This is a genomic window from Polaromonas sp. P1_F1, from assembly GCF_056405795.1.
Genome location: NZ_JBFUBJ010000002.1, coordinates 676267 through 694580 on the forward strand (window position 1 = coordinate 676267; position 18314 = coordinate 694580).

General features: G+C 62.5%; 19 protein-coding genes. 5 read left to right on the forward strand and 14 right to left on the reverse strand.

The features are described from left to right. Nucleotides 1-103 precede the first annotated feature (103 nt). A complete protein-coding gene (locus AC1DZE_RS09210) occupies nucleotides 104-850 on the forward strand; it encodes an ABC transporter ATP-binding protein (RefSeq protein ID WP_477669366.1) in 747 nt (248 codons plus the stop codon). Between the two features lie 113 nt (nucleotides 851-963). On the opposite strand, the gene AC1DZE_RS09215 is transcribed toward AC1DZE_RS09210, so the two are convergent. Next, nucleotides 964-3243, reverse strand: coding sequence for a protein kinase domain-containing protein (locus AC1DZE_RS09215; RefSeq protein WP_477699964.1), 2280 nt, complete (start codon nucleotides 3241-3243; stop codon nucleotides 964-966). Between the two features lie 59 nt (nucleotides 3244-3302). Then, nucleotides 3303-4181 (reverse strand): c-type heme family protein, encoded by an 879-nt coding sequence (locus AC1DZE_RS09220; RefSeq protein WP_477669368.1) that lies wholly within the window; start codon nucleotides 4179-4181, stop codon nucleotides 3303-3305. A gap of 159 nt (nucleotides 4182-4340) precedes the next feature. Between AC1DZE_RS09220 and rlmB the strand changes: the two genes are divergently transcribed. Both rlmB and AC1DZE_RS09230 read left to right on the forward strand, forming a co-directional pair. Further along, the gene (gene rlmB / locus AC1DZE_RS09225; RefSeq protein WP_477649216.1) at nucleotides 4341-5093 is read left to right on the forward strand and encodes a 23S rRNA (guanosine(2251)-2'-O)-methyltransferase RlmB; all 753 of its coding nucleotides are present in this window, start codon (nucleotides 4341-4343) and stop codon (nucleotides 5091-5093) included. Beyond that, the gene (locus AC1DZE_RS09230; RefSeq protein ID WP_477699965.1) at nucleotides 5090-6241 is read left to right on the forward strand and encodes an NAD(P)/FAD-dependent oxidoreductase; all 1152 of its coding nucleotides are present in this window, start codon (nucleotides 5090-5092) and stop codon (nucleotides 6239-6241) included. The genes rlmB and AC1DZE_RS09230 overlap by 4 nt, the downstream gene beginning before the upstream one ends. Before the next feature lie 18 nt (nucleotides 6242-6259). Here AC1DZE_RS09230 and AC1DZE_RS09235 read toward each other — a convergent pair whose 3' ends face one another. The 4 genes from AC1DZE_RS09235 to AC1DZE_RS09250 form a co-directional block, all read right to left on the reverse strand. Continuing rightward, nucleotides 6260-6844, reverse strand: a complete 585-nt coding sequence (locus AC1DZE_RS09235) for a chromate transporter (protein ID WP_477649214.1) — start codon at nucleotides 6842-6844, stop codon at nucleotides 6260-6262. Then, nucleotides 6841-7416, reverse strand: coding sequence for a chromate transporter (locus tag AC1DZE_RS09240; protein WP_457280691.1), 576 nt, complete (start codon nucleotides 7414-7416; stop codon nucleotides 6841-6843). Before AC1DZE_RS09240 ends, AC1DZE_RS09235 begins: the two co-directional genes overlap by 4 nt. Before the next feature lie 164 nt (nucleotides 7417-7580). Next, the gene (locus AC1DZE_RS09245) at nucleotides 7581-8570 is read right to left on the reverse strand and encodes a bifunctional helix-turn-helix transcriptional regulator/GNAT family N-acetyltransferase (protein WP_477669370.1); all 990 of its coding nucleotides are present in this window, start codon (nucleotides 8568-8570) and stop codon (nucleotides 7581-7583) included. An 81-nt stretch (nucleotides 8571-8651) separates the two neighbouring features. Then, nucleotides 8652-9008, reverse strand: a complete 357-nt coding sequence (locus AC1DZE_RS09250) for a cupin domain-containing protein (protein WP_457280693.1) — start codon at nucleotides 9006-9008, stop codon at nucleotides 8652-8654. A gap of 99 nt (nucleotides 9009-9107) precedes the next feature. Here AC1DZE_RS09250 and AC1DZE_RS09255 point away from each other — a divergent pair, with 99 nt between their 5' ends. Further along, nucleotides 9108-9965: an AraC family transcriptional regulator gene (locus AC1DZE_RS09255; RefSeq protein ID WP_477669371.1), complete on the forward strand. Its 858-nt coding sequence runs from the start codon at nucleotides 9108-9110 to the stop codon at nucleotides 9963-9965. A gap of 2 nt (nucleotides 9966-9967) precedes the next feature. On the opposite strand, the gene AC1DZE_RS09260 is transcribed toward AC1DZE_RS09255, so the two are convergent. From AC1DZE_RS09260 to AC1DZE_RS09280, 5 genes are all read right to left on the reverse strand, one after another. Further along, nucleotides 9968-10318, reverse strand: coding sequence for a hypothetical protein (locus AC1DZE_RS09260; protein ID WP_477698099.1), 351 nt, complete (start codon nucleotides 10316-10318; stop codon nucleotides 9968-9970). A gap of 135 nt (nucleotides 10319-10453) precedes the next feature. After that, nucleotides 10454-11197 (reverse strand): 3-oxoacyl-ACP reductase FabG, encoded by a 744-nt coding sequence (gene fabG / locus AC1DZE_RS09265; RefSeq protein WP_477669373.1) that lies wholly within the window; start codon nucleotides 11195-11197, stop codon nucleotides 10454-10456. A gap of 64 nt (nucleotides 11198-11261) precedes the next feature. Continuing rightward, complete coding sequence (locus tag AC1DZE_RS09270; RefSeq protein ID WP_477669374.1) at nucleotides 11262-13409, reverse strand: 3-hydroxyacyl-CoA dehydrogenase NAD-binding domain-containing protein; 2148 nt, start codon at nucleotides 13407-13409, stop codon at nucleotides 11262-11264. A gap of 118 nt (nucleotides 13410-13527) precedes the next feature. Beyond that, nucleotides 13528-14736, reverse strand: coding sequence for an acetyl-CoA C-acetyltransferase (locus AC1DZE_RS09275; protein WP_477669375.1), 1209 nt, complete (start codon nucleotides 14734-14736; stop codon nucleotides 13528-13530). Nucleotides 14737-14932: 196 nt separating this feature from the next. Beyond that, nucleotides 14933-15337 (reverse strand): GFA family protein, encoded by a 405-nt coding sequence (locus AC1DZE_RS09280; protein ID WP_477669376.1) that lies wholly within the window; start codon nucleotides 15335-15337, stop codon nucleotides 14933-14935. 60 nt (nucleotides 15338-15397) lie between these two features. Here AC1DZE_RS09280 and AC1DZE_RS09285 point away from each other — a divergent pair, with 60 nt between their 5' ends. Then, a complete protein-coding gene (locus AC1DZE_RS09285) occupies nucleotides 15398-15913 on the forward strand; it encodes a MarR family winged helix-turn-helix transcriptional regulator (RefSeq protein WP_477669377.1) in 516 nt (171 codons plus the stop codon). Nucleotides 15914-15935: 22 nt separating this feature from the next. Here AC1DZE_RS09285 and AC1DZE_RS09290 read toward each other — a convergent pair whose 3' ends face one another. The 3 genes from AC1DZE_RS09290 to AC1DZE_RS09300 all read right to left on the reverse strand — a co-directional run bounded on the left by AC1DZE_RS09290 (nucleotide 15936) and on the right by AC1DZE_RS09300 (nucleotide 18183). Beyond that, a complete protein-coding gene (locus AC1DZE_RS09290) occupies nucleotides 15936-16106 on the reverse strand; it encodes a hypothetical protein (RefSeq protein WP_457280702.1) in 171 nt (56 codons plus the stop codon). Between the two features lie 103 nt (nucleotides 16107-16209). After that, nucleotides 16210-17388: an ROK family protein gene (locus AC1DZE_RS09295; RefSeq protein WP_477669378.1), complete on the reverse strand. Its 1179-nt coding sequence runs from the start codon at nucleotides 17386-17388 to the stop codon at nucleotides 16210-16212. Between the two features lie 15 nt (nucleotides 17389-17403). Next, nucleotides 17404-18183: an ATP-binding cassette domain-containing protein gene (locus tag AC1DZE_RS09300; protein WP_477669379.1), complete on the reverse strand. Its 780-nt coding sequence runs from the start codon at nucleotides 18181-18183 to the stop codon at nucleotides 17404-17406. Nucleotides 18184-18314 lie beyond the last annotated feature (131 nt).

Below are 18314 nucleotides of genomic sequence, written 5' to 3' on the forward strand. Positions count from 1 at the left end.
CACGGCGGCCACAAGCAGCGCCCCGAAAGGTTTTAGCAAACGCTTTGCCGCCGCAAGGGCAAGCTTGGTAAAGTCTGAATTCATATTTCCTGACAAGGCCGACATGTTTGAACCCGTGGTGAGTGGCGTGAATGATGGTTCCAGGGCTGCGGCTTCCGCTGTGCCCGCACCGTCCCCGACGTCTTCAATTATTTCCGTTGAGCATGTTTTCAAGTCGGTCACCGACTCCACCGGCACATTGGCCATTTTGCGCGATATTGACTTCGCCCTGGCTCCCCGGGAAACCGCCGCCATTGTCGGTGCGTCGGGTTCCGGCAAAAGCACCTTGTTGTCCATCATCGCAGGGCTGGATACCCCGACGCAGGGCACGGTCAGGCTGGCGGGGCAGGACATCTTTGCGATCAGCGAAGACGACCGGGCCGCCCTGCGAGCGCAGAAGGTCGGGTTTGTCTTCCAGAGCTTCCAGCTCATGGGCAATTTGACGGCGCTTGAGAACGTCATGCTGCCGCTGGAGCTGTCGGGCGCCAAAAACGCACGCTCGCTGGCCACCGACATGCTCAAGCGTGTCGGTCTGGGGGAGCGGCTGGGCCATTATCCGAAAGTGTTGTCTGGCGGCGAACAGCAGCGTGTGGCACTGGCCCGCGCTTTTGTGGTGCAGCCGGCGGTGCTGCTGGCCGATGAGCCGACAGGCAGCCTGGACTTTGCCACCGGCGAGACGGTGATGTCGCTGATGTTTGAGCTCAACCGCGAACTCGGCACGACCCTGGTACTGGTGACGCATGACCAGGCCATCGCGTCGCGCTGCGAGCGGCGCATCACCATTGATGCGGGGCGTGTCAGCCCGGAGTGATTTCGAAAATATCCCGGGCGAAAATCTTAAGGGGAAATGGCCTGGAGGCCTTTTTCATCGTGCGCAGGCAGCTATCAAAAGCATAGCGTATGCGAGGCTGAAAAAAGCTGCGCTCAGCGCCCCCCGTGCATTTTCTGCGCTACCGCCAGAAATTTCGCGCGGTCATCAGGCCGGTCAATCTGCTGGGCCAAGGCGTGGATCAGTGCCAGAAAGGTAAGTTGCCGGGCTGCTTCCTTGCGCACCAGGGTTTTGGCGAGCGGGCCGATATGCTGGCTGAGCGCGCGTTCCAGTTGCGCCTGCAGCTCCGCATTGAAATTCTGCACATTGATGGATGTGGAGGATGCCGAGGTCGTTCCGGATGTCGTTGCCGACGTGGACAGGGGCCTGCTCATGTCGCTGCGCAAGGGGCGGGAAAACGTCGAGGAAATGGGCCGGCTGTAGCTGCTGCTGCCGCCGGTGGACCGCAACGGGCCACTGGCGCCATGCAGCCCCGAATTCACCGTCGCGCTGGCGTGGCGCGGCTTCAGGAAGGCTTCGCGGGCTGTCGCATCGGGAATGGAAATGGCCAGCAGGTCGCGCAGCCCCTGGGCGCTGACCGTGCGCGGAATGGCCTTCTTGACCAGCACCTTGGCCAGAGGCCCGATGGCCTTGGCCAGCTCGTTTTCAATTTCCAGCGCGATTTCCGGGGTGAGCGACGCTAGCGCGGCAAACGATGCCGTGTGCTCGAACTCCATGTTGCGGGACATCGGCGCGGCCGGTGCGGCGTTCGGGTCCAGCACCGCATAGATCTCGTGCGAGCGCAGGTGCTTGTCCATGTGCGGGCCGAGGTAGTCGAAGAGGCTGGCGGCGCTGTCGGTGATGCGTGAAATCACGTCGTAATAGGCACGCGAGACCACGATCTGGTTGGGCCTGGAGAAGTCCATGATGCGCTGGGCCACATTGATGCCGTCGCCCACCACATTGACGCGGTTGTTGATGTCAAACACCATGCGGATCGGTCCCAGGTGCAGGCCCACCCTCAGGGACAGCTTGCGGCCGTACTTTTGTACCAGGAGGTCGCGCAGCAGCAGGGCCGATTGCAGGGCCTCTTCGGGGTCGCCCAGAAAGCAGATCGCCGCGCCGTCGCCGGTGTCGATCATGATCCGCGACGACTCCTTCACGCCGCCGATGGCCTTGGTGATGAGTTCGTTGAACAGGGTCTTCAGTGCCACCTGTTGGTCGACCGAATAGGTGGAGTAGGACACCAGGTCCAGGAACATGATCGTGCCCAGTACGTTCTTGCGCAGGTTTTCGGCACTGTTGAGCGGAATGGACTGGGAATTGGCCGCGTAGGCGAGCACGGCGCTTTCGGACAGCAGCTTGCTTGTCTTTGTGGTTGACGTATCGGTCTGCGGCGCTACCGTCGCTACCGGGGCAATGGCGGCTGTGTTGGACGACGGGTTGGCGGCGCGGATGGTCTGCGTCTTGAGAAAGTCCGAGCTGATCAGGGCCTGGCGCAGGGCTCCGACGTCCTGCGGGCGCTGTGTTTCGTTGGGCATCATGGCCCAGTCGATGGCGCGCAGCAGGGGCGCACCGAAGACCACCGCGCTGGCCGTGTCGGCCGCCTTGGGCATGGTGTCCTCGCGCACCCGCGAGGCCGACTCCATGGGCTTGTGGCCCGTCGTCATCCAGTACATCACCGCCCCCAGCGAATAGACGTCCGTCCAAGGCCCCTGGTGGCCCTTGCTGTGGTACTGCTCAAACGGTGCGAAGCCCGGGCTCACGATGTTGGTCATGTCGTGGTTGCCGGTCACGCGCCGGGCGGCACCGAAGTCGAGCAGCACCGGCGTGCCGTCGGCGCGGATGTAGATGTTGTCCGGCTTGATGTCGCGGTGCAGGAAATTCACCTTGTGCACCGCTTCCAGCCCGTCCATCAACGGGTAGATGATCTTCAGCAGGCCCTGCTGGTCCAGCGCCGGCTGCCTGGCCAGCCAGCGCTTGAGCGGGTCGCCGGACTCGTATTCCATGACGATGTAGGCGGTCCCGTTTTGCTTGAAGTAACGCAGCACCCGCACGATGTTCGGGTGGCGAAAGGACGCCAGCGCCCGCGCTTCGTCGAGGAAACGCTCCAGCCCCCAATTGAACTGGCCGTTGTTCGCGCTTGAGCGCACGTGCACCGACAGGTCTTCCGAACGCACGGCCAGGTCGCCGGGAAAGTACTCCTTGATGGCTACCGGCAGCTGCAGGTTGATGTCCTGCGCCAGATAGGTGATGCCGAAGCCGCCACCGCCCAGCATCTTGTCGATGCGATATTCAAAAACGGTTTGCCCCGGCAGAAGCGCAGCCGCGTCCTTGCCTTCGCCGCCTGTGGGACGCACGGGCAGGGCTTGCGTTGTTTCTTCCGGTTCTTCCATTCGTGGGATCGATTCGTGGGGGCTGAGGGTGCCTGTGAATTATTGAGCCCGGCTGGACATCAGGCGCCGTGGTCGATCATCTGCATGGCTTTTTCGAGGCTGCGCCGCATGCGGTTGAACGCGCCGCCGAGCACGGACACTTCGTCTTTGCCGCCGTCAGCGAATTCCGGTACATCAAAGTCACCGGTGCTCACCTTGTCGGCGGCCTGGGACATGCGGCGGATAGGCCGCACGATGAGCCAGCTCAGCATCAGGTTAAGTACGACAAAAACTACGGCGAAGACAGTTGCCAGCGAGGCCATGAAGGTCTTGAAGGTGCGGTCTGCGTTGCGGATGGGAATGTCCATGGGAACGGTGACAACCTGCGCGCCGATGATTTCGTTGTGTTTCCAGCCGAAGCCGTTAGCCTCGCCATAGACCTTGATCATGCTGGCGGGCGCATTGGCCGGTACGCTGTGGCACTGCAGGCACGCCGCGTTGGTGATCTGGATGGGCTTGGCAATGTACAGCAGGCGGCCCGTGGCGGCGGAACGCTCGGAAATCAGTTCTTTCGATTCGGCATTCTGGCGAAATTGCTGGACGATGTCCGCTTCCCAGTCGGTGGCGCGGTCGCGCGGGTTGGTCGGGTTCAGCGTGGCTTCCTTGTAGCCGTAGTCACGGTACTTTTTCTGGATGTGGCCCAGCGTTTCGGTGGCGGCGTAGGCCGGAACGGTCTGGGGCAGGAACACTTCCTCGAGTTGTTTGTCCAGGTGCGGCTTGATCTGCTCGACGGTGTAGGCCCGTACGGAAAGCGCGGTGTCCATCATGAGGCGGGCGTTGCGCAGCACCTCTTCGCGCGCATTGTCCTGCAGCAGCTGGCGCGAGATGTAGCCGGCCGCGGCAAAGCCGGCCAAAAAAACCACGACCAGCACCAAATTGAATTTCAGTCTCAAGCCCATAGCGCCTCCAGGTGCCCTGCAGTCAGCAGAGCGGGATTATTCAGCAGGTCCAACAAATTGTTACTATTTTAGTCCTGCCCGGGGGCCATTGTGCCCCGCTCGTCGCACCCGATACACCGGTAGTAATGCCAATTACGGCCAACAGTGATAATCGCTGCCATGTCTTCTTCTCCCAAAGTGCTTTTTGGCTTCCATGCCGTCGGCGTTCGTATCAAAACAGCGCCCCAATCCGTCCTGGAAGTGTTTTTCGATGTGTCCCGCCGCGATGCGCGCATGCGCCAGTTCACGGACCGGGCCCGGGAGGCGGGTGTGCGGCTGATCGAATCCGACGGTTTGCGCCTGGCAAAGATGTGCGGCAGCCACGGCCACCAGGGTGTTGTGGCCCGGGTCGACGCACTGGCGCAGGTCAAATCGCTCGACGAATTGCTGGAGCAACTCGAAGAAGCCGGTGTTGCCCAGCCGCTGCTGCTGGTGCTCGACGGCGTGACCGACCCGCACAACCTCGGCGCCTGCCTGCGTGTGGCCGATGGCGCCGGCGCCCATGCGGTGATCGCGCCCAAGGACCACGCGGCCGGTATCAATGCGACCGTCGCAAAGGTCGCCAGTGGCGCCGCCGAAACCATGCCCTATTTCATGGTGACCAACCTGGCCCGTACCCTCGGCGAGCTCAAGGAACGCAACATCTGGTGCATAGGCACCAGCGACGATGCGGAAAAAACAATTTACGACGTGGACCTGAAAGGCCCTGTGGCGCTGGTGCTCGGCGCTGAAGGTGAGGGCATGCGCCAGCTCACGCGCAAGACTTGCGATGAGCTGGTCAGCATCCCGATGCATGGCGCGGTGGAAAGCCTGAATGTGTCCGTAGCCAGCGGTGTGTGCCTGTACGAAGCCCTGCGCCAGCGCAGGGCATGACGACGCCGCAGCACTTCGACCTGGTCGTCATAGGCGCCAGTTTTGCCGGGCTGGCCTGCGCGCGCGCCGCGGCCAGAACGGGCCTGCAGGTCGCCATTGTCGAAAAGAAGACTTCTTCCGGCGACAAGCTGCACACCACCGGCATCATCGTGAAAGATGCCATAGACACCATCCCGTGGTTGCAGCAAGTGCCCGCGGCGCTGGTGCGGCAGGTGGACGGCGTGAGGCTTTATTCGCCCAATCTTCGCCATGTCGATCTGCACGCGCCCGGTTATTACTTCTGGGCAACCGACACGCCGGCCCTGCTGGACTGGATGTGTGCGTCCGTCGTGGCGGACGGTGTCACCTTGCTGGGCGGCACGCTGTTCGAGCAGGCTGCGCGAGACAGCGGCGGCTGGGCCGTGTCGGTCAAGTCGGTTGCATCGCAGGAGCCGATGGTGCTGCAGGCTCGCTATTTGGTCGGCGCCGACGGCCCCCATTCGCGTGTGGCCAAGGCTTTGGGCCTGTCGCTCAATACCCAGTTTCTCTTCGGCATCGAGCATGAATACGGCCAGGCCCGGCTGGATGCCAACCTGCTGCACTGCTTCATAGACCGCCAGCTCGCGCCCGGCTACATCGGCTGGGCTGTTGCGGGTGCCGGCATTCACCAGATCGGGCTGGCCAGGCGGATGTCCCCCTCAGGCGCGTCCGTGCCTGCCAAACAGGCGTGGATGGGCGCTTTCATGGAAAAAATCGCGCCGCATGTGGATGTCGGCAACGCAAGTCCGTTGGCGACGCGCGCCGGCATGATTCCCTGCGGCGGGGTGCTGAAGCGGGTGTCTGATGCACGCGTCATGCTGGTCGGTGACGCCGCCGGCATGGTGTCGCCCGTGACGGCTGGTGGCATCCACACGGCACTGCAGCATGGCGACGCGGTGGGCAGCGCGGTAGCCGCCTTTTTGCAAGGTGGTTCGGCCGATGGCAGCGACCCGGCTGATCCAGCGCAAGGGCTGGTGCGGCACTACCCGAAGTTCCGCGCCAAGCGCACGCTGCGCTGGCTGTTTGACCGCTTTCAGGCCGACTGGATCTTCAATATGGCCCTGGACACCGAACCCATGCGGCAGGCTGCGCGCATGGTGTACTTTCACCGGCGCGGCAAACCAGAGTAGCCGCCCCGAAACGGGTTGCTAGACCAGCCCATACCAGCCCAGCAATGCGCCAGCGCCCAGCAGCCACAGCAGATGGATTTTGCTGCGCCAGACAATCACGGCTGTGGTGGCCGCCAGCAGCCACACCGGCCAGTCTTTCAGCGAACTACCGTTGGCGGTGGCCAATATCCAGCTTGTCGCGATCAGCAAGGCCACCACGATGGGTCCCATGCCCTGCTTGAAAGCCCGCACCGCGCGTAGTTCGCGGTTGCGGTGACCCCACTGCGCGGCCAGGTAGGTGAGGGTGGTGCTGGGAATCAGGATGCCCAGCATCGCCAGGAAAACGCCCAGCAGCCCGGTCAGCATGCCCCCCGCGTTCAGCCCCACATTCCACCCCAGCAAAGCGATGAACAGCACATTCGGCCCGGGGGCTGATTGCGCAATGGCAATGGACGCGTTGAACTGCGCGTCGGTTAGCCAGTGCTGCTTGTCGACCAGGAAACGGTGCATGTCGGGTGCGGTGGTGATGGCGCCGCCGATCGACAGCAGCGACAGCGAGAGGTAATGCAGGAAGAGGTCAAACCATTCCCGAGCGCCGAAGACGAGGTGCAGCGACTCGGTCATGGTGCCAGCCTGCGGTAAGCGAGCACACAGGCCACGCCGCCCAGCCCCAGCAGCACGTAGGCCAGCGGAAAGCGCAGCAGGGCGATGGCCACAAAACAGGCCACACCGAACGCGGCGCACAGCTGCAGGCCCAGCACGTTTTTCTTGAGCGCGCCGAACAGCTTCAGGCCGGTCGCGCCGATCAGCCCTGCTGCCACGGCGCCCATGCCGCGCAGCGCGCCAGCCACGCCGGGATGCCCGGCAAACTGGGCATAGACCACGGCCAGCAGCAACACGAGCACCAGCGGTACCGTCAGCATGCCGGCCAGCGCTGCCAGGGCGCCCTTGAGGCCGAAGTAGCGGCCACCTATCATCAGTGAGATGTTGACTACATTGGGTCCGGGCATGATTTGCGCGACGGCCCAGTCTTCAATGAATTCCTCGCGCGTCATCCAGCGCTTTTTTTCGACCAGCTCGCGTTGCACGACAGCCAGTACACCGCCAAAGCCCTGAAGCGCCAGCAAGGTGAATGAAATGAAAAGGTCGGAGAGGGATCGGGGTTTCGGGTGGTCTTCGGCGGGAGGGGTGCTCATGCACCAATTATCGCCGCTTCATCGATGCACCACAGCCTGCGCACAGGAGACCAAGGACCGCCGTTTGCTATTAATAAGATAGCTGCTTGCGCCCGCCGAATATGCGCTGCAGGCCAAAATGGCATGAATTTCCGGGCCGGCGCCCGACATGCCCTGCATGGCGGCTACAGCCGCAGCTCCCAGGTTTCGCCGACCAGGTTTTTTTTCCCAAAGCCATGGTAGGGCTCGCTCCTGGTCAGCTTGAAACCACGCCTGGCGTAAATGGCGCGCGCTGCGTCCAGGCAGCTGTTGGTCCAGAGCACCATTTTTTTGTAGCCCTTGCTGCGCGCAAATGCGATGCACTCGTCGGCCAGTCGCCCGCCCAGGCCCAGTCCGCGCGCCTGCGGCGTGAGGATCAACATGCGCAGCTGGGCCACGGTGGCTGATTTACGCGCCACAAACACCGCGCCCGCGCGCTCACCGTCGACTTCGGCTATCCAGCACTTCTCCCATTCCGGCTGGTGGTTCTTGAGGTATTTGCCGGCAATATCGGCCACCAGGGCCTCGAACTCGCTGTTCCAGCCGTATTCACGCGCATAAATTTCACCGTGTTGCTGCACCACCCAGCCGATGTCGCCGGGCCCGGGGTCGCGCAACAGCACGGTTCGTGTCGCGGCAGGTTCCGTGCGGCTGGCCAAAAGCCGCTGCACCGTGGTCATGGCCGTCACCACCTTTTGCTGGTGGTCCGGCGCCAGCGCGGCCAGCAGGGCGGCGGCCTCGTCGCGGGAGCGCTGCTGCAGCGGCGCAAATGCAGCGTGGCCGGCCTTGGTCAGCTTCAGCAGGCTTTGCCGCGCGTCCGCCGGCGAAGACGCGCGCGCCAGCCAGCCTTGGCTTTCGAAGCGGCGCAGGATGCGGCTCAGGTAACCCGCGTCCAGTGCCAGGTCGCGCCCCAGCTCCGTGGCTGTGGGCTGGTCGCGGTGGGCCAGCTCATACAACACCCGCACCTCCGTCAGCGAAAACTCGCTGTCCAGATAGGGGTCCAGTACGCCGATGCGCTGGGTGTAGAAGCGGTTAAAGCTTCGCACGGCCTTGACGTGGGCTGTAGAAGCGGGGGGCGCTCCAGTCTGGAGCGGGGCAGGCGTGCTTGAGGCGGTGGTATTGATTGACGAGATCATGGTAGATATCGTCAATCAATTGATTGACAAAGTCAAGTATGTGGCATCTTCTGGCAACACATCTGGTTCGGCAGCCCGGCCTCAGATCACCCGGCGCGGCGCCGCTGTGGCTGCATCGCCGCTGTTGGGCGCGCCGGTCGGCTCAATCAGCAGCAGGTGCGCCTCTTGCGGCGCCCGCGGACGATGGCGCACCCCGCGAGGCACCACGTACAGCTGGCCTGGCTTGAGCGTGACGGTGGGCTGGCCGTCGATGTCGATGTGTAGCTCGCCCTTGAGCACCAGGAAGAAATCGTCGCTCTCGGGGTGCGAATGCCAGCTGAATTCTCCCTGGACCTTGACGACCATTACGTCGTGCCCATTGAACTCGCTCACGGTGCGCGGCTGCCAGTGGCCTTCAAAGGTCGCGAGCTTGGTCTGCAGGTCTACGGCTTCTTTCATGTGAACTCCTCTTTCATGGCGGTTGAGTGCGGTTGAAGAGGGAGTTTCCTTGTCCAGGGCTGCTGCGTCTTGTACGATTGTTTCCTTTACGATTGTTTCATGCACGACGCCCAGGCCCCCACGCCCAAAGACTGGGCCCGCTTTCGTCCCGGCGCACTGGCCGGCGTGACTCAGATGAACGCCCACTTCACTGAGCACACCTTCGAGCGCCACAGCCACGAAACCTATTCCATAGGGGTCACCGCCTCCGGTGTGCAGACCTTTCACTGCGGCGGCACGCTGCACGCCAGTCTGCGCGGCGATGTGATTCTTTTTAATCCCGACGAACCGCACGACGGCCAGCGCGGCACGCAGGAAGGTTTTGGCTACAGCATGCTGTATGTGTCGCAGCAGGTGGTGAACGAATGCCGTGACAAGGAAGCCGGCCTCGACATGGCGGCTTATTTTTGCCAACCTGTGGTGCGCGACGCCGCCATGGGCCGCGCGCTGGCGCGCGCCATAGGCGCAGGCGGGCAGGCGCAAGAGTCGCTGCGTGCCGAAGAGCTTACGCGCAATGTGCTGGTGCACTTGCTGCAGCGCTATGGCGAGCGGCGCTCAGGCGATGAAGTGAAGCCGGCTGGCGTTGCGCGCATGGCCCGCATTCGCGACTACCTGCGCAGCCACTTCGACCAGGACATCACCGTCGATGCCCTCGCAGGCGAGGCCGGCTTGTCGCGTGTTCATCTGACCCGCGCCTTCGCCCGGCAGTTTGGCGTACCGCCGCATATCTACCTCAATGCCGTGCGCATCGAACGCGCCCAGTCAGCCATGCTGGCCGGGCAGGGCCTGGCCGAGGTGGCTGCCGCCTGCGGTTTTGCCGACCAGAGCCATTTCAGCCGGCGCTTCAAGGGCAGTGTGGGTTTGTCGCCCGGGGCGTGGCTGCGGCAGATGAACCCTTCTGCCGTCACCATCGAGTGAATCTACTGCAGGTCGGTAAATAAGGACTCCCCGCGGTCAAGCGGGTCCACAACTACGTTATAGATTTCATTGATGCGCCAGATCGGGGTTTCATAGGCGGCCTGGCCCTGCACCCTTACCAGGAATGCGCTTTTCCTTTCGTGAGCAGCAAGGGTCAGCTCACAGGAGAACTCGATTTGCCCTGTGTCCGTCGAAATGGCGCTCACAAGTTCATGCGCGGCAAGCGAGAGGCGCTCGGCGCTTTCGTGCGGCAAGAGTTGATCAACCTCATAGGTTCGCAGCACGATCTCAGTGATGCGATCGATGAGGTCGTCAACTACGGAGTTCGGATTTGTGACCATCTGTGGGTGCATTTTGGGGATTCCCCCGTGTCTCCCAAAGAACTAAAAAGCTATATCTATATTGCAGATTGTCATGAGTGGAATTTTCGCTTGATTGTTCGGTCAAGCATGGTTCCCGACAGCGAAAGTCGCTTTCGCGATACCACCTTAGACCGACATCCCGCCAGAAACCTCAATCACAGCCCCATTGACATAACTCGCCTCATCGCTCGCGAGGAACGCATAGACATTGGCAATCTCCTCCGGCCTTCCCAGGCGCTTGAGCGGCACATGGGCTTCCATCTCCTTGAGCACCTTGTCGGGGATCGTGCTGAGGATGGGCGTTGAAATAAAACCGGGGGCCACCGCATTCACGCGCACGCCCTTGGGGCCCAGTTCGCGGCTCCAGGTTTTGGTGAAGCCGATCACGCCGAACTTGCTGGCCGCGTAATTCGTCTGGCCGAAGTTGCCGTAGATGCCGACGACTGAACTGGCGTTCAGTATCACGCCACTGCCTTGCGCTGTCATGGTGTCGGCCACCGCTTGCGCGCAGTGAAAGACGCCGCGCAGGTTCACGTCGATCACCTTGTCAAATTGCTCCAGTGTCATTTTCTGCAGCCTCGCATCCTGCGTGATGCCGGCGTTGTTGACGAGGACATCAATGCGGCCGAACTGGTCCTTGACCTCGCCGACCACTGCATCCACCATGGAGCGCTGGGTCACGTCCATCACATAACCAACGGCCTGCGCGCCCAGGGCCTGGCACTGTTTGACGGCTTCATCCACACCGGCTTGTTTCACGTCGCAGACGATGACGATGGCGCCTTCCTGGGCAAACTTGAGTGCGGTGGCCAGGCCAATGCCTTGGGCGGCGCCGGTGATGATGCTGATCTTGTTTTGGAGTCTTGGCATGAAGTGGATATTGGATATGGATCGATGAGATGAATGGGAGGAAGGGTGAGTTAAACGAAGCAGCTCAGTAAACCGGCTGATGTTGGCGGATCGCATCTTTGACCGCATCCGTCAGCGCAAAGCCGGGCCCGAATTTTTCGGCCAGTTCGTCGCAGTGCGAGACAAAGGCGTCAATCCCCATGCCGTAGATAAACTGCATCGCACCTCCGGTCCAGGCCGGAAAGCCGATACCGAAAATTGAGCCGATGTTGGCGTCATGCACGGTGGTCAGTACGCCTTCGCTGAGGCATCGGGCAGTCTCCACAGCCTGGCGGTAAAGCAGCCGGTCTTTGAGTTCGTTGATGTCCCAGGCGGCGCCGGGTTTTTCAAACAGGGACTTGAGTTCGGGCCACAGGTGTTTTTTCGCACCTGGCTCGGTGGGGTAGTCGTAAAAGCCACCGCCGCTGGCGCGGCCGGGGCGCTTCAACTCTTTCACCATGCGTTCGACCAGCAGCTCGCCGGGCGTGGCGGTGTAGGTCTTGCCTTCTGTGGTGAAGTCGGTGCGTGTCTGGTCCAGCACGTGCACGCTCAGTGACAAGGCGGTTTCGTCCAGCACGGCCAGCGGGCCGACGGGCATGCCGGCCTGGATGCCGGCATTTTCAATCGCGGCGGCGGGAATGCCTTCGCCCAGCATGGCCGCGCCTTCCATCACAAAGGTGCCGAAGGTGCGGCTGGTGTAAAAGCCGCGCGCATCGTTCACCACGATGGGGATCTTGCCCAGGGCCTGCACATAGTCGAAGGCGCAGGCCACGGTTTCATCGTCGGTTTGCTTGCCGCGAATGATCTCGACCAGCTTCATCTTGTCGACCGGGCTGAAGAAGTGGATCCCGATGAATTTTTCGGGCCTGTCGCTTGCCGTGGCCAGGCTGCTGATGGGCAGGGTCGAGGTATTGGACGCGAAGAAACCGCCGGGCGCCAGCAACGGCTCGGCCTCCTGCGTCACTTTGGCCTTGAGGTCGCGCCGCTCGAAGACGGCCTCGATGATGAGGTCGCAGCCGGCTAGTTCCGCAACCTGGTCGGTCGCGGTGATGCGAGAGAGCAGGGCGCTTTGCTCGGCGGCCGTCATGCGGCCTTTCTCCACACGCGGCGCGGTGATCTTGCTGCTGTAAGCCTTGCCGGCTTCGGCCTTGTCCTGGCTGACGTCCTTGAGCACGGTGGCAATGCCTTTGCTGGCCTGTGCGTAAGCGATGCCCGCGCCCATCATGCCGGCGCCCAGCAGGCCGACCTTGGCAGGCCTGAAACGCCCTACGCCTTTGGGCCGCGACTGCCCGCTCTTGATGGCGTTCATGTCGAAGAAAAAGGTGTTGATCATGGCCTTGGCATTGGTGCCCGTCATGAGTTTGGCGAGGTAGCGGCTTTCGATGCGAAAGGCGGTCTCCAGGTCCACCTGTGTGCCTTCCACCATGCAGGCCAGGATGGCTGCAGGCGCGGGGTAGAGGCCGCGCGTCTGCTTTTTGAGCATGGCGGGCGCGACGCTGAGCGCCGCGGCGATCTTGGAACTGGCCGGTGTGCCACCCGGGATTTTGTAGTCTCTGGCTTCCCAAGGGTGTTGGGCTTTGGGGTTGGTGGCGATCCAGGCAAGTGCTTTGCTTTGCAACCCGGCAGCATCAGGCACCAGCTCGTGCACCAGGCCCAGCTCAAGCGCCTCACGTGGGTTAAAGGTTTTACCCTCGACCAGATAGGGTTGCGCGCCCATCAAGCCAAGGTGGCGCGTCATCTTGGTCACGCCGCTGGCACCGGGCAGCAGGCCCAGCGTGACCTCGGGCAGGCCAAACTGCGTTTTACGGTCGTCCACCGCCACGCGGTAGTGGCCGACCAACGCGACTTCCCAGCCGCCGCCCAGTGCCGTGCCGTTAAGGCAACTAGCCACGGGGATGCCCAGCGTTTCCAGGGTACGGAAGTTTTTCTTGACGCGTTCGATCTCTGCGTAGGCCTTGGGCGCGTCGGCCGGTGTGAGGCGCATCACGGCCTTCAAGTCAGCGCCGGCAAAAAAAGTGCTTTTGGCGGAGGCGAGGATGATGCCTTTGAGGGCGTCCTTGTCTTTCACCACTTGGGCCGTGACTTCACTGAGATCGCCCTGCCATTGCAGGCACATGGTGTTGACGGGCGAGCCGGGCTCGTCGAACGTGATGGTGGCAATACCGTCACTCAGTTCATAGTGGATAGTTTTCATGGGAGAGGCTGGGAAAGGAGGGTTTTCACGGAAAACACCGCGGAACCGGCTTTGCCGGGCCGCTGGTGTTGCCCCCTTGAGGGGGAGGCGGCTGCGCAGCAGGCGCTTCGGGGGGGAGTCATATTCTTTCCACGATGGTCGCGATGCCCATGCCGCCACCCACGCACAGCGTGGCCAGGCCGTAGCGCAACTTGCGCCTGTGCAGCTCGTCGACCAGCGTGCCGAGGATCATCGCGCCGGTGGCGCCCAGCGGATGGCCCATGGCAATGGCGCCGCCGTTCACGTTGACCTTGTGGTGCGGCACCTTCATCTCTTTCATGAAGCGCATCACCACGGCGGCAAAAGCCTCGTTGACTTCGAACAGGTCGATCTGCTCCACCGTCATGCCGGCCCTGGCCAGCGCCTTGCGCGTGGCGGGCATGGGGCCGGTCAGCATGATGGTGGGGTCGGCGCCGCTCAGGGCGGCGGCCACGATGCGGGCGCGCGGCTTGAGGCCGTGGATTTTTCCGGCGGCTTCCGAGCCCACCAGCACAGCGGCCGCGCCGTCCACAATGCCCGACGAATTACCGGCGTGGTGCACGTGGTGGATGCGCTCGACCTGCGGATAGCGCTGCAGCGCCACGGCATCAAAGCCCATGCCGCCCAGCTGCTCGAAGGCCGGTTTGAGTGAAGCCAGGCCTTCCAGCGTGGTGTGGGGTTTGATGAATTCGTCTTCGGCCAGAATCGTCTGGCCCAGAAAATCCCTGACTGGTACGACGGAGCTTGCGAAGTGGCCAGCGGCGCGGGCTTGGGCAGCGCGCTGCTGGCTTTCGAGCGCAAAGGCATCCACGTCGGCGCGGCTGAAACCCTCCATCGTGGCGATCAGGTCGGCGCCTATACCTTGCGGCACAAACAGGGTGGCGCTGTTGGTCTCCGGATCTTGCGCCCAGGCGCCGCCGTCGGCGCCAATCGGTACACGGCTCATGCTCTCGACGCCTCCGGCCACCACCAGGTCTTCCCAGCCGGAGCGCACTTTCTGCGCGGCCATGTTCACGGCTTCCAGGCCCGAGGCGCAAAAGCGATTGACCTGAACGCCCGAGGCGCGGAAATCCCAGCCGGCCTTGAGCGCGGCCACCTTGGCAATCACCGCGCCCTGTTCACCCACCGGTGAAACCACGCCCATCACCACGTCGTCGATGGCCGCAGTGTCGAAGCCGCTGCGCCGTTGCAGGTCGGTCAGCACGTCGGCCAGCAGGTTGACGGGCTTGACCTCGTGCAGGCTGCCGTCTTTTTTACCTTTGCCGCGCGGCGTGCGGATGGCGTCGTAGATAAAGGCTTCGATGCTCATGATGGCTTTCCTCGGGAAGGCGGGAACGCAGGGCTGGCGGGGAGGGGCCGTTGAAGTATATGCATTTTGCAAAGCAGTCGCTTTGCATAAATAGACGAACGGAAAGCCGCGTTGCGTTGTAGTGGGCTAAGGCCTGACCTGACCTTCCTCAATTCCTGACCGACATCGTTCAGGGGAGGTGAATGCCCGCGATGAATCAGAGGTGCCGCGTCTCGGCAGGGGTGTTCCACCAGGCGTTGTTGCGCCCGTCCGAATAGTTGACCGGCGCGCTGATAAGTTCAGCCGGCTCGGCGTTGTCCAGCGCGGCGATGTTGATGGATACATAGTCGCCGCCTATCTGCTCCACGTAGCCCCGACCGAAAGGCCGCACGCCGCAGTGCCTGCAAAACAAATGGTGGCCGCTTTTGGTGCCGAACTGGTAGTCGCTCAGTTCGTTCTCGCCGGCCAGAAGCCGAAATGCGTCGGGTTTGATGATGGCGCCCCAGTTGCGGGTTTTGGTGCAGATGGAGCAATTGCAGCGGCCCGTGCCTTTGCTGAGGTCGATGTCGGCTTCAAAACGGACGGCGCCGCAGTGGCAGCTTCCGGTATAGGTCTTTTGCATGGGGCGACTCCTTGACGGTTGCAGGTTGTTGGGAAAATCCGGATATGACAGAATGTTGTCATGTCTGAAAGTATAGTTAAACGACAGCATGCTGTCAAATCGGGAATCGCCAACGAGGGGGTAGAGCGCACCCCGGCCGCCAGTTCCCTGAGCTGGCTGGTGGTGCAGGTGATGCAACTCAACGGCTTGTTGACGGCGGCCGGCGATGCGCTGGCGGCGCCGGCCGGGCAGACTTCGGCGCGCTGGCAGGTGCTGGCCGCAGTGGAAGACGCGCCGCTGTCGGTGGCACAGATCGCACGCGCCATGAACCTGACGCGGCAAAGCGTGCAGCGCGTAGCGGATTTACTGGTGGAAGAGGGGCTCAGTGCTTATGAAAACAATCCGGCCCATGCGCGCGCCAAGCTGCTGCGGCTTACGGCCAAAGGTCGCAAGGCCTTGCAAACCATACAGGCAGGGCAAAAAGTATGGGCCAATGCGTTAGCTGAGGGGATGAATGAGGCCCAGCTACGTGCCGCGAGCGCCGTGCTGGCGCAGTTGCAGCAGGCTTTGATGGTGCAGGAAGCGCCGCGGGAATAGTTGGAGTGCCGGCGCGTGCCGCTTAAGAGGGGTCTTTGCTGCGCGTGCGGCTCACGGCGCTGAAGATTCCAATCCCCAGGAAGATCAGCGCACCTATCCCGATGTACAGATGTGGCACGCCGGCCACCACGGCGCCCCAGATGACACCGGCCAGGAAAATCACGAAACCGATCATGTAAAGCGCAAAAGACATTTTCTTCTCCACGAAATGTTGTGGCCCCACTATGCGTGCCGTGGAGCCGCTGCTTTATCGGGTAGATGCGCTGATGGGTGTCAGCGAGGGCCTACGAATGGTTTCAGGAGGCTGCGGCCAATTCCGCCACCCCGGGCTTGAAGCCCTCCGGGAGGCCATTGCTTACGAGGCGGCCGCGCGGATGCATGGGACGCAGATATTGGTGAAGCACCAGGGCTGCAGCACCTACCGCTGAAGCCAGCAGGCCGTAACGCGCCACGCGCACCACCGGAGCGGTTACGCCGGCATGGGTGGCGTAGTTTTGCAGCGTCTCCTGGGCAACCCGCACCATGTCCGGAAAACGCTGGCAGGATGCGCCGCCCACCACCAGCACGCTGGGGTCGAAAGTGGTCCACAGGTTCTGCAGCAGCACACCCAGGTAGTGTCCCGACCGGTGAGCGTCCGCCAGCTGGCCCAGAGCACCCGAACCGATGAAGGCCTCCGCGCACCCACGCCGTCCGCAGGAGCACGCGGGTCCGTCGAGCTCCAGAATGCTGTGGCCGATCTCGCCGGCCATGCCCCGCATGCCGGTGAACAACCGGTCGTTGAGCACGATGCCCGCGCCCACGCCGACATCGCAGGTCACAAAAATCAGCGAGTCCTTGCCGTCGTTCTCCGAGAATTCGTATTCGCTCAGCGCGGCCGTGTCGGCTTCGTTTTGCACGTGCACCGGTACCGGAGGCAGGCCTGCATGAATCAGTGCCTGAGTGATCTGCGGCAAGAAGTCCACGTTGCGCCAGCCAAGGTTGGGGGCAAAGCGAACCACACCGGTGGTTTCGTCAAACGCGCCGGGCAGGCCGATGCCCACACCTGAAAGTTGCGCGCCGCGCAATACCAGCTGCGCCTGGGCCACTACTGTCAGGTCGGCAATCTGGCTGCAGACGTCTTGCGGCCGGGTGCCGCGCAAAGGTTCTTGCGTTGACCACAGCACTTGCCCCAGCAGGGACACGCTTACCACACGCAAGGTGTCGACTGCCACTTCCACACCAATCAGGCCGCGCGACCGGCAGTCGATTTGCAGGGGCGTGGAGGGCCGCCCCACACCGTTGACGGCGGCCATGCTGATTTCACTGAGCCAGCCTTCATCAATAAGTTCTCGCACCAGCAGGCTGACCGTCGACTTGGTCAACCCGCTATGGTTGGCCAGCTGCGCACGCGAGCGCCCCGGCTGGTTGCGCAGCAAGCGCATCAGCACACTGCGGTTGATGCGTTTGACAAGTTGCTGGTCACCTGTGGTTTTCATGGCCGATGGCATGGTTCAGGCAATGCGTTGCGGCGCCTGTGTTTTCCCTTCCGGCTGCTTGCCGGCGATGATCATGCCGAGAATCTGGTCTTCGTTCAGGTCGGCCGTGCGGTAAGTGCCGATCAGGCGGCCGTTTTTCATCACCGAGAGACGGTCGCTGAGCGAAAAAACATCCTGCATGTCATGCGTGATCAGGAAAATGCCCACGCCTTCGGCCTTGAGCTGGAGCACCAGGTTGGCGACCATGGCGGACTCCTCCGGCCCCAAGGCGGCGCAGGGTTCGTCCATGATCAGGATGCGGGCATTGAAATAAATGGCGCGCGAGATGGCCACCACCTGGCGCTGCCCGCCCGACAGGCGCCGCACCGGGGTGTGGATGTTGGTGAAGTTTTTATTCAGGCGGCCAAACACCTTGCGTGCCTGTGCCTCCATGAAGTAGTCGTCCAGCGTATTCCAGGCCGTCATTTTTTCACGGCCCAGAAACAGGTTGGCCACGGCGTCCAGGTTGTCGGCGAGAGCCAGTGTCTGGTAGATGGTCTCGATGCCCTGGTGTTGTGCATCGGCCGGGGTCCGGAGATTTACTTTCTGCCCCATCACATGGATCTCGCCCGAATCGATCGGGAAAGCTCCGGCCAGCATTTTCATGAGTGTGGATTTGCCGGCGCCGTTGTGGCCCAAGACGGCGACAACTTCGCCTGGGTACAGATTCAGGTTCACGCCGTCCACGGCATGAACGCCGCCAAAAGCCTTGCGGATGTCCTTGAATTCGACCAGAGGTTCGGTAGTGATTTGCATTTCAGTGATCCATTGCGCTGCGCGCCACCCGCGACACATGAAACCGCACGGCAAAGGCCAGGGACACCGCGGAACCGGCTTCGCCGGGCCGCTGGTGTGCCTTGCAGGCCGCGTGGCTGCCGGAGGCAGCC

Bases quoted from the DNA above. Each gene is read 5' to 3' on its own strand.
- AC1DZE_RS09295 (WP_477669378.1), bottom strand. From the start codon at position 17,388: ATGAAAACCACAGGTGACCAGCAACTTGTCAAACGCATCAACCGCAGT.
- AC1DZE_RS09240 (WP_457280691.1), bottom strand. From the start codon at position 7,416: ATGAGCACCCCTCCCGCCGAAGACCACCCGAAACCCCGATCCCTCTCC.
- AC1DZE_RS09210 (WP_477669366.1), top strand. From the start codon at position 104: ATGTTTGAACCCGTGGTGAGTGGCGTGAATGATGGTTCCAGGGCTGCG.
- rlmB (WP_477649216.1), top strand. From the start codon at position 4,341: ATGTCTTCTTCTCCCAAAGTGCTTTTTGGCTTCCATGCCGTCGGCGTT.
- AC1DZE_RS09300 (WP_477669379.1), bottom strand. From the start codon at position 18,183: ATGCAAATCACTACCGAACCTCTGGTCGAATTCAAGGACATCCGCAAG.
- AC1DZE_RS09260 (WP_477698099.1), bottom strand. From the start codon at position 10,318: ATGCACCCACAGATGGTCACAAATCCGAACTCCGTAGTTGACGACCTC.
- fabG (WP_477669373.1), bottom strand. From the start codon at position 11,197: ATGCCAAGACTCCAAAACAAGATCAGCATCATCACCGGCGCCGCCCAA.
- AC1DZE_RS09255 (WP_477669371.1), top strand. From the start codon at position 9,108: ATGCACGACGCCCAGGCCCCCACGCCCAAAGACTGGGCCCGCTTTCGT.
- AC1DZE_RS09250 (WP_457280693.1), bottom strand. From the start codon at position 9,008: ATGAAAGAAGCCGTAGACCTGCAGACCAAGCTCGCGACCTTTGAAGGC.
- AC1DZE_RS09220 (WP_477669368.1), bottom strand. From the start codon at position 4,181: ATGGGCTTGAGACTGAAATTCAATTTGGTGCTGGTCGTGGTTTTTTTG.
- AC1DZE_RS09235 (WP_477649214.1), bottom strand. From the start codon at position 6,844: ATGACCGAGTCGCTGCACCTCGTCTTCGGCGCTCGGGAATGGTTTGAC.
- AC1DZE_RS09285 (WP_477669377.1), top strand. From the start codon at position 15,398: ATGTCTGAAAGTATAGTTAAACGACAGCATGCTGTCAAATCGGGAATC.
- AC1DZE_RS09270 (WP_477669374.1), bottom strand. From the start codon at position 13,409: ATGAAAACTATCCACTATGAACTGAGTGACGGTATTGCCACCATCACG.
- AC1DZE_RS09230 (WP_477699965.1), top strand. From the start codon at position 5,090: ATGACGACGCCGCAGCACTTCGACCTGGTCGTCATAGGCGCCAGTTTT.
- AC1DZE_RS09275 (WP_477669375.1), bottom strand. From the start codon at position 14,736: ATGAGCATCGAAGCCTTTATCTACGACGCCATCCGCACGCCGCGCGGC.
- AC1DZE_RS09280 (WP_477669376.1), bottom strand. From the start codon at position 15,337: ATGCAAAAGACCTATACCGGAAGCTGCCACTGCGGCGCCGTCCGTTTT.
- AC1DZE_RS09215 (WP_477699964.1), bottom strand. From the start codon at position 3,243: ATGGAAGAACCGGAAGAAACAACGCAAGCCCTGCCCGTGCGTCCCACA.
- AC1DZE_RS09290 (WP_457280702.1), bottom strand. From the start codon at position 16,106: ATGTCTTTTGCGCTTTACATGATCGGTTTCGTGATTTTCCTGGCCGGT.
- AC1DZE_RS09245 (WP_477669370.1), bottom strand. From the start codon at position 8,570: ATGATCTCGTCAATCAATACCACCGCCTCAAGCACGCCTGCCCCGCTC.